Below are 13,287 nucleotides of genomic sequence, written 5' to 3' on the forward strand. Positions count from 1 at the left end.
GATGGGACGACCACTGCAAGCAGGCGGTTCACAAGCCACTGCTACGATCTCAACAATCTGTTCAACACTGAACTTGGCCGGTCCTCCCGGTCGCACCTCGTCACTCAACACCTCAACGATGTGAGCGGAGTGCTGTCTACGCTCACAACACCCCGTTCAAAACCGCAAGACAACCCATCCTTGAGACCGCTTAGCTATTCACAGCCATTGCCCGCTGTACGTTTGCAGCCTTCAGCATGTGGTAGGTAATCAGCAACTGAGTAATCGCAAGAGGATAGCTTTGCAGGGTTTCACCCGTCGTACCAACGATTTTACCGATATCTTGATTTCCTTCCAGACTGCAAAACTTACCCAAGTATGGCACTTCGCTACACATTAAGCGTTCCAGTTCTCTCACCTGCTCCGCCGTAGCATGGCCATCAATTTCCAGCACATCCACGGGTTTGCCCATATCCCGCTCTAGTTCTAACCGAACCGTAGAACCCAACTCGGCGGTGTGAGAGTCTAAGAGTAGGGGCAAATCAGGGTGAGGAATTGTAGGACGGAGCACCAGCCGCACATTTAGCAGCAGATCATCTTGGGAGGAGCCATCATTCGGCGGATAGAAAGTGACAACCACATCTGCCCACTGGCGTTGAGGCCGAATAAAGGCTTCGGAGTCTGACTCCCGTTTGCGGATTTGTTCGATAACTTCTTCTTCGGTATAGCCTCGCTTGCGCGTATCCCGCTTAATTTTCCAGGTGGCGCGTAAATCCTCTGGCGGCGCGAGATACACCTTAACATCGTAACTATCCCGCATGCCGCGAGTGGAGTATCCCAATAGTCCTTCTACGATCACAAACTGGCTGGGTTGAATGTATTCAGGTGGATCAAACTCTCCGGTGCTGTGGTTATAAATGGGCTTGAGAATCGATTGCCCGGTGCGGAGTAATCCTAAATGCTGTTGGATGATATCGAGGTAGTTACAGTCGGGATGGAGCGCTGAAATCCCCATCTCTGCCCGTTGTTTGCGATCGTAGCGGTGGTAGTCGTCGGTGCAGATTACCGTTACGTTTTCTTCGCCCAATACTTGAGCAATCCCTCGGGTTAGCGTGGTTTTACCTGCAGCGCTGTCACCAACAATGCCGAGGATAATCGGGCGTTGGGTCATATTCCCTCCTAAAACTTAAACAAAATACGGAATTCTGAGAAACCGCAAAGGTCGTTTTCCTATTCTACGGGTAATGCTGCCCTGATTTTTGCGAAGTTATATGAGTGCTTATACTTGATTTCAGCCGAAAAATGGCTGGTTTCAAGTCGCTAGGAATCATTAAACATAGAATCCTAAAAGCGCTATGTCATCCAGTATGCGAGACGTCCCATGCAAGATCTAGAGTTTAATTGAGTCTAGATCCTTTGTTGCGTTGGAACACACGATTGTTCTAGGTGGAGTTTGGCGATCGCCCCCATTTCATCCCATCAGTTCACTCTATTTTTGTTAACAAATATTACGCGATCGCCGTTCATGGTCCTTACAAACTTAGTCGTGAACCCCTATCTTTCTACCATTCCAGACACAACATCAGATAAGGGTTCACCAATCAGATTTGGAAGGCTAAGTGCCGCCGGAGCCGAGCGTTCATCTAAATAAACGCAGGTATCAATAAGTTCATCGACATCGTTGACAATCCAAATCTTGGTATCCAGTGCTTCGGCAAGGTCATCAACGGTGCTGTCATCTAAGAATCTGGTGTCATCATGCTTGAGCATCACCGACGGCAGCAAAATCCCCGCGCCTAAATCCCTGTTTTGGAGTACAGGTTGTAAGTCTGATCCGGTAATTAAACCTGTCACTGAAATCTCCTGTCCCCAGTATTGACTCGCTAGCGCGACCATTTCAACAGTCAGACCTTCTACTTGATTAAGGCGATCGCACAACGGCTGAAACGCATGTTCTACCGCATTTCCCACCACCCAAACTAGCTTGCGCGGTGGAGAGACTCGGTCTGGCAAGTCCTCTGCTGCCGCGTGGAATTCTTGCAAAAACTGCTGAATCGACCCGACTCCATTTCCAAGTTGGGGATAGTCCTCATAGTCATCCTCCGCAGGCAGATCTTGGCGGCCAATCAAGAACCATTCATCCGCCAACCAGGCAAAGCGAGAACCCAAGGTTTCCTGAAACTCAGCTTGGAGGGCTTGGACTTGGGCAATGACCTCCTGCGCTTTTGCCGTCGTTACCGAAACCAGTTCATCCTCTTCGGGGCGAAAGCGCGTCAGGCCAACGGGCACCACCGCCGCTGAAATTACCGCCGGAACCTCCCCCTGATGGAATCGTGCTAAGTCGCGGAGGGTCTGCGTTAGATGCTCCCCGTCATTGATACCGGGACAGACCACGACCTGGGCATGGATTTGCAAGCGCTGTTCCTGGAACCAAGCCAAGTGCTCAAGAATCTGACCTGCCCGTGGATTTTTTAATAATCGAGTTCTCACCTCTGGTTCGGTTGCATGAACCGAGACATAGAGCGGTGAAAGACGCATGGCTGCAATCCGCTCAAACTCACGGGTGGTCAAGTTGGTCAGAGTTAAGTAACTGCCGTAAAGAAAACTGAGGCGATAGTCGTCATCTTTGAGGTAGAGCGTATCGCGCATTCCCGGCGGTTGCTGATCGATAAAGCAAAAGGGGCAGCGGTTATTGCATTGAATCAGGCCGTCAAATAAAGCCGTTTCAAACTCTAAGCCCAGATCTTCGTCATACTCTTTTTTGATTTCAACGTGGTGCGATCGCCCCTTCGCGTCTAGAACGTCCAGTTCCAGATACTCGTCTGCACAGAGATAGCGATAGTCAATCAGGTCACGGGGAATTTCGCCATTAATGGACACAATCGCATCCCCCGGCTCAAACCCGATTTCTTCAGCTATACTTCCCGGCAAAACACAACTAATACGCGCCGGACGAATTGAACGTTCACTCATGGGGAAAACCCTCGCTTACCGGATTTTAGAACGACACCGTATCTAGATCTTAATCGCGATCGCTCTATAGGTTAGACCGTAAGGATCAAGCGATCGCCTTCCGCCTTCCATGGCGCAGTGGTTTAGACCATGACGATAGTAATTTCCTGACCTGTCCAGCGTTTTTCCTGATGCTTAAAAAAGGGTTAACGGTTCTTAAACTGACGTCGGTCATTTCTTAAGCCTAGATCGGTGGAGTCGCGATGGTGTGAGCGTCTATGCAAAGACGATAGGCAGCCCTGTTGAGCCTGCCTACTTTGCGTCGGTGGCGTGTGCATTCAATCCACACCAGAATCCTTAGAGGAACACAGAGGGAAGAGTAGGTTATGAGTCTAAAGCGTAGACATTTTTTGATGTTTTTGGGTGCTAGTGCTGGCACGATGGCACTAAATCCCCTGGGCTCCCCCAGCCGTTCCCAGAACGGTTCCGGCTTAGGAATTCAGTCTGCAATGGCAGCAACCGAAAACGGTCTTATTGAAGGCAATGGGCCCTGCGGTCGTGATCTTCAACAAAACGATGGGTCGCGGCTATACTGACTCCTTGGGCGATCGCATCATCGGAACCTTCACTAACTGCGCTGGGGGCACAACACCCTGGGGAACGGTGCTAAGTGCAGAGGAAAATTTCCAAAACTTTGTGCCGGAAACCGTCTATGCCGATGGTACGTCCATGCCTCCTTCGGCGAAAGCGTTCGGCATCAATGAGGAAGAGGTATTTGGCCTGGGCAATGTTTTTGGTTTGCCCGGAAATAAATACGGCTGGGTGGTGGAAATTGATCCCGCCAATCCCAACGACTATGGCACTAAGCACACCTGGTTAGGTCGCTATCGTCATGAAGCGGTTGGGATTCGGGTTGAGGCTGGAAAACCGATGGTGCTCTACTCTGGGTGCGATCGCCGCAGTGGTCACCTTTACAAATTCGTCAGCAGTGGCACCGTCGCTGATCCGACTGATAAAGCCAACTCCCGCCTGTTTGAGAGTGGCATGCTCTATGCTGCAAAGTTCCATGCTGACGGCACAGGCGAATGGATTCCGCTCAAAGCCGATACGCCTGTGAATCCGGATCTGCCCAGCGTCCATGTGGGTGGCATGCTCAACCTGCCTAACCCCGATCGCACCGCAGGGGCATCGTGAAGGTAGACAACGATGCCATGATTTCCACCTTCAAAGCGCAGTTCAAAACCCTGGGTGATCTCTACGAAGGCAACGCCAATGAGGTGCAGGGTGCGATTCTAGTCGATGCTCACTTTGCCGCCAATGCCGCTGGCGCAACCTGCACGGCTCGTCCCGAAGACACCATGATTGCCCCCAACGGCTCCCTGTTCATTACCTTTACCTCTGGGTCACCCAGCAGCAGCGACGGTAGCCCAGACGGACGGGTGTTCAAGGGGCCTCATGGCGAAACACCCTACGGGTATAGCTGGATTATGCGGCTTGATGAAACTGCTAATGATCCGGCTGCGATGTCCTTTACCTGGGCTATGTTTGCCACGGGTGGAGAACCCTTCGAGGGCGGTCTTGGATTTTCCAGTCCCGACAACCTAGAGATTGACAAGAATGGCAACCTATGGGTGGTGACCGATATGTCCACGGATAAGCATAATCAGGCGATTCCCAGTCGGATTGATGATGCCGGTGAGGCAGTGAGCCAGTCAAGCTTGCGAGGGCTGTTTGGCAATAACTCGATATGGTTTATGCCCACCTCCGGCGCAAACGCAGGCGAAGCGTACCTCTTTGGCTATGGCCCGATGGAATGTGAAACGACGGGGCCATTTCTCTCGAAGGATGAGAAAACCCTATTCCTGTCGGTGCAGCATCCCGGTGAATACAATGGCGTGCGGCAAGACATGGCATCGGAAACGCGGATGCTTGCCATGAAGACGACCGATGGCCAGGAGTTCATACAAACTCGAACCGTGCCGATTGGCTCTAACTGGCCGTCAAAAGAAATAAATGCTCCTGCGAAACCATCGGTGGTTGCGGTACGTCGTTTAGATGGTGAGAGTCTCTCATAACTCCAGGATTCTCTGAGATATCTTAGATATGGCCCCTGTCCTGATTTTCAGGATGGGGATTTTTTATGGCCTCGATTGGAGAGCAAGCATGGTGAAACGCCGTCCTTATCTTGCGCAGTAATTCTAACTTTAAAGGTCTGAAAATCATGGAATAGTGAGGACAACAGAGTGAGGAAACTCTTAATGCCAATTCTCTAGTCTACATATAGGAATACTGCTATCTTGTCCCGTGTGACGCTTAGGTAGACGCTATCACAACACGTCAGCCTAAGCGATCGATATTCCATTATTTAGGTATTCAGGAGTGGGAAGCATGGTTAGCAGGCAAACTCGTGAGCAGGCGACCGGGGGCGTTACGGGGTTCATGCGCGACTTTAGAGACTTTATCATGCGCGGCAATGTTGTTGATCTGGCCGTTGCGGTGGTGATTGGTGGGGCATTTGGTGCGATCATAACTTCGTTAATTGAAGACATTATCACGCCGCTGATTCTGAATCCTGCGCTTCAAGCCGCTGGTGTGGATGACATTGCCAGCCTCTCGGCCAACGACATCAAGTATGGCCTCTTTTTATCCGCCGTAATCAACTTCCTGGTGATTGCGTTTGTGCTGTTTCTCATTATTCGCGCCTTTGAAAAAGCGAAACGGATGGCGGAGGTGGAAGCTGCTGAAGCAGAGGCAGAAGCGGTGGAACCGAGGATCGAGGAGAAGCTCAACACAACGCTGGAAAAACTGACAGGTGTGATCGAGAGCAAGATGTAGAGATTTCGCCTCAATTTGGGGAGCAGAAATGTGGGCGATCGCCCACAGGAATGCGATCGCCCTATTTTATAATTCAGGTATGATACATCCGTATTGTTGTCTTATCCTGAAACAACCTGTTCTAGATGTGGGAGCTAGAGCGCTAATAATTACAAACAAACCCTAGATTTAGCGTCAATAATCCGATAGGCTTATCCCATTCCATCGTGTCTTCATTGCCCTAAAGCCTATGTCTTTCGTTGGTCTTCACACCCATAGCGACTACAGCCTTCTAGACGGTGCGAGTCAGTTGCCGGATCTGGTCGATCGCGCCGTATCGCTCGGAATGCCTGCGATCGCCCTCACGGATCACGGGGTTATGTACGGGGCGATCGAATTGCTGAAGGTCTGCAAAGCGAAGGGCATCAAACCGATTATCGGCAACGAAATGTACGTGATCAACGGCGACATCACCAAACAGGAGCGTCGTCCACGCTATCACCAGATTGTGTTGGCGAAGAACACGAAGGGCTACAAAAACCTGGTAAAGCTGACCTCGATCTCTCACCTCCAGGGAACCCAAGGCAAGGGCATTTTTTCCCGTCCCTGCATCAATAAAGAGTATTTGGAGCAGTACCACGAGGGGTTGATCGTCACCAGTGGGTGCCGTGCAGGAGAAGTGCCCCAGGCGATTTTGCAGGGCAAGATGGATGTGGCGCGACGGGTGGCGCAGTGGTATAAAGACCTCTTTGGCGATGATTACTATCTGGAGATTCAGGATCACGGCTATCCCGACGATCGGGTCGTCAACATCGGCATTCTTCAATTGGCTCGCGAACTGAATATCAAGTTCATCGCCACCAACGACTCTCACTTCACCTCTTGCGTCGATGTCGAAGCCCATGATGCGCTGCTGTGTATTCAAACCGGAAAATTAATTACCGAAGAAAGACGACTCCGTTACAGCGGCACCGAGTATTTGAAGTCTGCTGATGAGATGCGGCAGTTGTTCCGGGATCATCTAGATGCGGATGTGATTGAAGAGGCGATCACCACCACGCTTGACGTCGCCGAAAAAGTGGACAACTACGACGGTCTCCTCGGTGAACCCCGAATCCCCAACTATCCCGTCCCCAAAGACCATACGCCCGAAACCTATCTTGCCAAGCTCTCCCAAGAGGGACTGATCCAACGGCTGCATGTTTCTAGCTACGACGAGATTTCGGAGACCTATCGCGATCGCCTAGAGTACGAACTCCAGATGATGCAGCAGATGGGCTTTTCTACCTATTTCCTAGTGGTGTGGGACTACATCAAATTTGCGCGAGACAACGATATTCCCGTTGGCCCTGGTCGGGGTTCCGCTGCCGGATCGCTGGTCGCCTATGCCCTGGGAATTACCAACATTGATCCGGTTCATCATGGCCTCCTCTTCGAGCGCTTCCTCAATCCCGAACGGAAGTCCATGCCGGATATTGACACCGACTTCTGCATCTCTCGTCGCGATGAGGTAATCCAGTACGTCACCGAAAAGTATGGGAGCGATCGCGTCGCCCAGATCATCACGTTCAACCGCATGACCTCGAAAGCCGTCCTCAAAGACGTGGCGCGGGTGCTGGATATTCCCTACAACGAGGCGGACAAGATGGCGAAGCTGATTCCAGTCGCACGGGGCAAGCCTGCCAAGTTGTCAAAGATGATCTCGGACGAAACGCCCGCGCCGGAGTTCAAAGAGAAGTACGACAACGACCCCCAAGTGCGCCGCAGGCTGGATATGGCACTTCGCATCGAGGGCACGAACAAAACCTATGGGGTTCATGCTGCGGGTGTCGTGATCTCTTCAGAACCCCTAGATGAAATCGTTCCCCTCCAGCGCAACAACGATGGAGCCGTAATTACCCAGTACTTCATGGAAGATATCGAGTCGATGGGTCTCCTGAAGATGGACTTTCTGGGCTTGAAAAACTTGACCATGATCCAGAAAGCCGTGGAGCTGGTACAACGACATCGAAAGGAAACGATAGACCTCGATCGCCTACCGCTCGACGATCCCAAAACCTATCAGCTTCTGGCACGGGGTGAATTGGGTGGCATCTTCCAGTTGGAATCGTCGGGAATGCGCCAAATCGTCCGTGACCTGAAACCCTCCGGACTTGAAGATATCTCGTCCGTCCTAGCGCTGTACCGACCCGGTCCCCTCGATGCGGGACTCATCCCCAAGTTCATTAACCGCAAGCACGGACGGGAAAAAATTGATTATCCCCACAAAATCCTAGAGCCGATTCTCCAAGAGACCTACGGCATCATGGTCTATCAGGAACAGATCATGAAAATTGCTCAAGACATGGGGGGGTATTCCCTAGGCCAAGCCGACCTATTGCGTCGCGCGATGGGAAAGAAAAAGAAAGCGGAGATGGAGAAGCACCAAGAGATCTTTGTAAAGGGATCTCAGGAGAATGGCGTAGACAAAAAGATTGCTGCCGAACTCTTTGACCAGATGGTACTCTTTGCGGAGTATTGCCTGAGCTACGAAACGCTGATTCTAACAGTAGAGTATGGCCCTCTGCCGATTGGCAAAATTGTTGAAGACCAGATCCCCTGCTCCGTCTACAGCGTAGATGAATATGGGTTTGTCTACACTCAGGCGATCGCCCAATGGCACGATCGTGGACATCAAGAGGTCTTTGAATACTTGCTCGACGATGGTTCGGTGATTCGGGCGACGAAAGACCACAAATTCATGACGACTGAGGGAGAGATGCTGCCCATTGATGAAATCTTTGAACGTCAACTGGATCTGAAGCAGGTGAGTGGTGTTCCGCAAATGTACCTCGCCGCGAGTTAGGCGAGTGGATTTCACAATTATGCTGTTGTTGTTTTTGGCATCGGGACGACCGAACAACCTAACTCACGCTAGGGTTCCCTCAGATGCCTCCTGCGTTTATTACCATATTGGCTAGCCTCGCTTTTAATGCTTGAGGGTGTGACCTTATGGCAATTCTTGTAACGCGGTTGCATCGGACCTATTGGCAAGTGTTTTACTTTGGGAAATGCAAGATGCAGAAGGAGCCGTGAAGGGAATTCAGCAGGGTTTAGAGGACTTTGAGAAAGGACGATTTCGGTCGTTCCAGACTTGTGCCGACGAACAATGCATCAAGCATAGTCTGCCATCTGACTCATGATGTACCGCATTGAAATTTCAAGCGTTGCGGAAGCTGAGGCGGATGAGGCGTTTTTGAAATTCTCTCAAATGGTATCGCCTGAACGAGCAAAACAGAGATATTCAGGACTATTGCAGGCGATTGGATACAAAGCCGCGATCGGAACTACGGAATTAGGGGCTACTGTGATTAAGTGTTGCCTTCTGGGGTTGCTCATCGGGTTGCCACCAACAGCTCGGAGCATTGAGCTTGAATTTGTTGCCATGCTTGCGGGGTCGTCTGGTGCCTAGGGAGCGGCAGGGCCAATTCTCTAGGCAAAGGAAAAACGCAGGGAGACCTCGGCTACCTCGAGGGCAGCCACATGCTCAACCATGTCTTGTAAGGTCGAACATCGAGGCAACGTTGCTTTCCTCAGCCCAAAGTACTCGGCTCCCTCGGCTTGATGACGCTCCATAAAGTCTGCTAGTCCACGCAATCTGGTTTCCATTCCTCTCACAAAAGAATCAACCCTACCCCTTTTTAAGGGGGATCAAAGCCAGGATTCACTGTGAAATACACCTAATTTTCGATCTGCTGACTCTACCAGTCGGATTCTGGATAAGAATTAATGCACGTAACCAGATGGATGATATTCCATCCACGCTCGCATCTTACCCGGATTCAGTAAACCATACGGATCTACCTCTTCCTTAAACCGAAGCTGGACAGGATCGATGGTCTTCATGCCGCCATCCTCCAAAATGTAGGTGTGGGGATTGGCAATGAACGCACCGTTTTCCTCGTGATAGCGAATGATGTCGGCTAAACGCTCTGGAGTCGAAAAGCGAACAAGCTGGAGTGCAGCAGGAATAGCCGAACCGTTGACGCGCAAAAACTCTAGATGCAGCATCACTTCCTCGCCAAAATGCTGATACATATGCTCCAGCAACGTCAGTTTCGGATCCGCCGGAAATAGCGTTTGCAGATAGGTAAGGTTCGGGTCAACGCTGCGGGCATGGAGGGTCGTGTGGTTCCAGGTATATTCCATGAGCAGCGTCCCTTTGCCCACATCCTGAGCTGCTTTTTGGGAGGTAATGGTTCCCTGAAACTCCCGCACTAACTCCGCGAGGGGTTCTAAGCAATACTCCGACACCATCAAAAATGCACAGTGACACCCATCGGGTAAAAAACTTTTCAGTGCGGTGAAATAGGCCGGAATCGGATCTGCAAACACAGAAATCAGTTTTTTGATAATGCCGTCCGACGTTGCGAGTGTTTGTCCAAATCGTGCGGCCTGCATGAAGTCCGAAAAGGTAACAATTATTTCCGCCCAGGGGTAGGCTGGCGCAAGGGGAATTTCCAGTTCAGTCATAATGCCGTTTGTGCCATAGGCGTGATTCACCTGCTGAACCGCATCCCCTCGGAGTTCTAGCACTTGTGGTTCATCCTGCATGGTGACAACGCGGACAGCGTGCAAATTGCCGCGATCGCGCAACTGACCATAGGTAATCGAACCCACGCCACCGCTACCACCACCAATGAATCCGCCAATCGTCGCAGTTCGGTAGGTTGAGGGAGCCATCCGCAATTCCCAGCCCAGCGGATGTGCCTGCTTATCCAATGCGGATAATTTAACCCCTGGTTCTACACAGGCCAAACCCGGTTTAATCCATCGGATCGCCTGCATGTGGCTTAGATCCACCACAATCCCACCCTCTAGGGGAATGCACTGCCCATAGTTTCCGGTTCCAGCCCCTCGCACAGTTAGGGGAATCCGGTGCTGCACACACACCTTGGCAACTTGTAGCACTTGCGCCTCGCTGACCGGTCGCACAACGAAATCTGCAATTTTATCCTGCAAGATGGGTTGGAGAATTGGACTAAAGGTGTAGGAGTCCTGGGATAGTTTGAACACCTGTGCTGGATCTTGGATGATCTCAATCCCGTTTAGTTGCTGAATTATGAGGTCTCGATCGAAAGGGTGAGTGGACGTGCTAACCACAGAACATTCCTCTCCTAGCATTGGGGTTTGCCTATCAGCCTATCTTAATGGGCTGAATGGGACTAAGGCTATGGAAGTTCAGGTAACATAGAAATTACAGGGAGTTGTAGGTTCGCTGTGTAACATCGTTCGAGAACGTATTTTCAAGGTTGCAAGGCACACCCCCCGTTAAAGTTTAGAAGTCGGGTATGACAAAAACGATTGAGGTTCGGGGCTTTCCCCATGTGTACGAATTAACTGCGCCGATCGATTCAGCCCCCGTGCTGGTGTTTGTGCATGGTTGGCTGCTGAGTCGTGCCTACTGGCAACCCATTATTCAGGCGATCGCCCCATCCTATCCATGCCTGTCCTACGATTTACGAGGATTTGGGCGATCGCAAGCCTCATTGCTCACTGATGCTGCTTCTCAAATAGCCTTAAAAAAGCGATCGCCCGAACTCATCTCCACTGCAACCCGCTCTGAGGGCACCGTCGCCATCCTTTCCAAAGCCGAGCATTCTGCCTCTTCCCCTATCGTTTCAGCAGAACTTGGCTACACCCCTGCGGCCTACGCAGAAGATTTGGTTGCCCTCCTGCAAACCCTAAAAATTTCCAATGCGTGGCTAATTGGGCACTCCCTCGGTGGCAGTATTGCACTTTGGGCCGCAGACATGGCTCCTCACTTAGTCAAGGGTGTCATTTGCGTCAACTCTGGCGGCGGCATTTACCTCAAAGAAGAGTTTGAAAAGTTTCGCAACGCAGGCCAGCAGCTCGTTAAATTTCGTCCGTCGTGGTTACGCCATGTTCCCTTTATTGACTACGCGTTAGCGCGTCTTAGCGTGGCTAAACCCATCGATCAGGTTTGGGCACGCCAACGGTTGCATGATTTGATTGCAGCGCATCCAGAGGCAGCACTGAGAACACTCCTTGACTCGACAACAGAAACAGAGGTTCATCGGCTTCCCCAAGTGGTGTCTCGCCTGCAGCAGCCCGTCTACTTTATTGCGGGTGCACAGGATCCGATTATGGAACCGAAGTACGTCCAGCATCTCGCCAGTTTCCACCCATCCTTTGAGTGCTGCGGCAAGAATGTCACCGAAATCGACAACTGCGGTCATATGGCGATGGTGGAGCAGCCCGATGCGCTTGTCAATCACATTCAAGACATTCTGGCGCAGCATGCCTAGCATTTGAGGAGAACCGACGAAAAGGTATTCACATCATTAACTGATAATGAGCATTTAAGCCGACTTCCTATCAAAACCCAGAGTTGCATCACTCATTTATAGCTTGGGGTGGAAAATCCGTTTGCCACCATAGGTTCGGTGCTTCAGACCTTGGGAATGCGCCAATGGAGGATGGGTTTGTCGAGTCAGCGGATGGTGTTTGCTGCAAATAGAAGTTTCCAGAGTCAGGATCGATGAACGCAGGCTCAGTCAAGAACGCATTAGACCCATTGATGCCGTAGATATTGGCGTAGTTATCCGGTGGCCAGCCTGCGTAAATCGGGCGATCGCTCCAGTTATCGCCATAGATGAGGTTACGGTCAATGGCGATCGCCTTTGTATCTAAAACATCGTTAATGTTTGGGTTAGTTTCTAGGTAGCGATCGCTGTATCCAATTTGAAACCCTGTATTATCGCTAAAGATATTATTGCGAATCTGGATATCCCGCAGGTTATCTGAGAAAAGATAGAGTCCACCCGTGATCCAGTAAAATTCTTCGCCTGGATTCGGTTCACCATAGCCATTATGATGCACCGTATTGTTATAGATCTGAACATTTTCCCGGAGTCCATCCTGCCCCCAGCGCGAAAAAAAGATCCCCGTTCCCCAATTGTCATAGAGCAAATTATGGTGGAAGCGAATATCGCGGGCTACGGAACCCCCCTCGACTGAAATGGCAAACCCTGTTCCTTTACAGTCATGAACCACATTATGGGCAAACTCGATGTCTTCAAGGTGTCCCCAACTGTCCACGTAGAGTCCCTGACGCTGCATGTGGTGAACATAGTTGTGGTGAACCGTGCCGTGCTTACTTTCCTCTTTGATATCGATTCCCTCTTTCTGTCCATCTCGCAGCAGATTATACGCAACCTCAAAATACTCAACGCTGCCTAAAGAGATGGCCTCGTGGGGCGTTTCGGGAAACTCATTGGGGAAGCCCGTCATATCCGGATCGTTGGCATTAATGACGGTGTTGTCAACTACCGTCTGATGCGTGCTATTCCATACGCCGATACCGGGTGAAAAAGTATTTTCGATCGTGTTGTTTTGGAGTTTAATATGATTGCTATTGCGAACGGCGTTGTTGCATGAAAGAGGGGTTGCGGGCAGGAGAGGCATGGTAAATTTCAGTTATCACAGGCTTTGTTGCATGATTAGAAAAACGGTCAGGTTCGCCTTGAGAGTGTCCTGGTA

At 50.9% G+C, this 13,287-nt stretch carries 9 protein-coding genes and 1 pseudogene; 5 read left to right on the plus strand and 5 right to left on the minus strand.

The window, feature by feature from the left end:
- Positions 1–190: 190 nt before the first annotated feature.
- Together IGR76_17495 and IGR76_17500 are read right to left on the minus strand one after the other, a co-directional pair.
- Positions 191–1,150 (minus strand): phosphoribulokinase, encoded by a 960-nt coding sequence (locus IGR76_17495; GenBank protein MBF2080255.1) that lies wholly within the window; start codon positions 1,148–1,150, stop codon positions 191–193.
- A 383-nt stretch (positions 1,151–1,533) separates the two neighbouring features.
- Positions 1,534–2,952 carry a TIGR03279 family radical SAM protein gene (locus tag IGR76_17500; protein ID MBF2080256.1) on the minus strand — a complete coding sequence of 473 codons (1,419 nt, stop codon included), beginning with the start codon at positions 2,950–2,952 and terminating at the stop codon, positions 1,534–1,536.
- A gap of 522 nt (positions 2,953–3,474) precedes the next feature.
- Here IGR76_17500 and IGR76_17505 point away from each other — a divergent pair.
- From IGR76_17505 to IGR76_17520, 4 genes and pseudogenes are all read left to right on the plus strand, one after another.
- Positions 3,475–5,006 (plus strand): annotated as a pseudogene (locus IGR76_17505) (DUF839 domain-containing protein).
- 313 nt (positions 5,007–5,319) lie between these two features.
- Entirely contained in the window at positions 5,320–5,766 is a 447-nt protein-coding gene (gene mscL, locus IGR76_17510) for a large conductance mechanosensitive channel protein MscL (GenBank protein MBF2080257.1), read from the plus strand.
- Between the two features lie 229 nt (positions 5,767–5,995).
- Complete coding sequence (locus tag IGR76_17515; GenBank protein ID MBF2080258.1) at positions 5,996–8,590, plus strand: DNA polymerase III subunit alpha; 2,595 nt, start codon at positions 5,996–5,998, stop codon at positions 8,588–8,590.
- Between the two features lie 333 nt (positions 8,591–8,923).
- A complete protein-coding gene (locus tag IGR76_17520; GenBank protein MBF2080259.1) occupies positions 8,924–9,196 on the plus strand; it encodes a hypothetical protein in 273 nt (90 codons plus the stop codon).
- A 20-nt stretch (positions 9,197–9,216) separates the two neighbouring features.
- Here IGR76_17520 and IGR76_17525 read toward each other — a convergent pair whose 3' ends face one another.
- A complete protein-coding gene (locus tag IGR76_17525) occupies positions 9,217–9,393 on the minus strand; it encodes a hypothetical protein (protein MBF2080260.1) in 177 nt (58 codons plus the stop codon).
- Positions 9,394–9,510: 117 nt separating this feature from the next.
- A complete protein-coding gene (locus tag IGR76_17530; protein MBF2080261.1) occupies positions 9,511–10,908 on the minus strand; it encodes an FAD-binding oxidoreductase in 1,398 nt (465 codons plus the stop codon).
- 167 nt (positions 10,909–11,075) lie between these two features.
- Here IGR76_17530 and IGR76_17535 point away from each other — a divergent pair, with 167 nt between their 5' ends.
- A complete protein-coding gene (locus IGR76_17535) occupies positions 11,076–12,053 on the plus strand; it encodes an alpha/beta hydrolase (GenBank protein MBF2080262.1) in 978 nt (325 codons plus the stop codon).
- An 88-nt stretch (positions 12,054–12,141) separates the two neighbouring features.
- On the opposite strand, the gene IGR76_17540 is transcribed toward IGR76_17535, so the two are convergent.
- On the minus strand, positions 12,142–13,212 hold the full coding sequence (locus IGR76_17540; GenBank protein ID MBF2080263.1) for a right-handed parallel beta-helix repeat-containing protein: 1,071 nt from the start codon (positions 13,210–13,212) through the stop codon (positions 12,142–12,144).
- Positions 13,213–13,287: the final 75 nt, after the last annotated feature.

Origin of the sequence: Synechococcales cyanobacterium T60_A2020_003 (genome assembly GCA_015272205.1) — a bacterium.
In the GTDB taxonomy this organism is placed as follows: domain Bacteria; phylum Cyanobacteriota; class Cyanobacteriia; order RECH01; family RECH01; genus JACYMB01.

Coding starts and splice junctions, on each gene's coding strand:
- IGR76_17495 (MBF2080255.1), bottom strand. CDS start 1,150: ATGACCCAACGCCCGATTATCCTCGGCATTGTTGGTGACAGCGCTGCA.
- IGR76_17500 (MBF2080256.1), bottom strand. CDS start 2,952: ATGAGTGAACGTTCAATTCGTCCGGCGCGTATTAGTTGTGTTTTGCCG.
- mscL (MBF2080257.1), top strand. CDS start 5,320: ATGGTTAGCAGGCAAACTCGTGAGCAGGCGACCGGGGGCGTTACGGGG.
- IGR76_17515 (MBF2080258.1), top strand. CDS start 5,996: ATGTCTTTCGTTGGTCTTCACACCCATAGCGACTACAGCCTTCTAGAC.
- IGR76_17520 (MBF2080259.1), top strand. CDS start 8,924: ATGATGTACCGCATTGAAATTTCAAGCGTTGCGGAAGCTGAGGCGGAT.
- IGR76_17525 (MBF2080260.1), bottom strand. CDS start 9,393: ATGGAAACCAGATTGCGTGGACTAGCAGACTTTATGGAGCGTCATCAA.
- IGR76_17530 (MBF2080261.1), bottom strand. CDS start 10,908: ATGCTAGGAGAGGAATGTTCTGTGGTTAGCACGTCCACTCACCCTTTC.
- IGR76_17535 (MBF2080262.1), top strand. CDS start 11,076: ATGACAAAAACGATTGAGGTTCGGGGCTTTCCCCATGTGTACGAATTA.
- IGR76_17540 (MBF2080263.1), bottom strand. CDS start 13,212: ATGCCTCTCCTGCCCGCAACCCCTCTTTCATGCAACAACGCCGTTCGC.